Origin of the sequence: Brevundimonas sp. SL161, from assembly GCF_049896985.1 — a bacterium.
GTDB lineage: Bacteria > Pseudomonadota > Alphaproteobacteria > Caulobacterales > Caulobacteraceae > Brevundimonas.
Genome location: NZ_JAFCVJ010000091.1, coordinates 1 through 660 on the forward strand (window position 1 = coordinate 1; position 660 = coordinate 660).

Below are 660 nucleotides of genomic sequence, written 5' to 3' on the forward strand. Positions count from 1 at the left end.
CCTGTGGCGCTGGCGATAGAGGGTTCGGTCGTGATCGATCTGGACCTTTCGGTTGGCCTTTGAAGGGATGCACGGGGTGATGCCCCGCTGGATCAGGGCGGCCCGGAACCAGTCGGCGTCGTAGCCCCGGTCGCCCAGCATGGCCTTGGCTTTGGGCAGAGCGTCGATCATCAGGGCGGCTCCCTTGTAGTCACTCATCTGGCCTTCGGAGAGCAACAGGACCAACGGACGCCCCTGGCCGTCGCACACGGCGTGGAGCTTGGAGTTCAGCCCGCCCTTGGTGCGTCCGATACGTCGGGGAACAGCCCCTTTTTGAGCAGGCTGGCCGCTGTCCGGTGGGCCTTCAGGTGGGTGGCGTCGATCATCAATCGCTCCGGCCGGGGCCCCTTGGCCGACAGTTCAGCGAAGATCCGGTTGAACACGCCCAACCGGCTCCAGCGAATGAACCGGTTGTAGATCGTCTTGTGCGGCCCGTAGTCCTTGGGCGCATCACGCCAGCGCAGGCCGTTGCGGATCACGAAGATGATGCCACTCAGCACCCGCTTGTCATCCACCCGTGGGATGCCATGCGAGAGCGGGAAATACGGCTCGATCCGCCGCATCTGCTTGTCCGTCAGCCAGAACAGATCACTCATGACAGGCTCCTCCTGCCACCAGTGA

Annotated in this window: 1 pseudogene; it reads right to left on the reverse strand. The window is 63.8% G+C overall.

Annotated elements, in window-relative coordinates:
- Positions 1–635, reverse strand: a pseudogene (locus ACP7AU_RS17785) (IS5 family transposase); the annotation flags it as partial.
- Between the last annotated feature and the right edge of the window lie 25 nt (positions 636–660).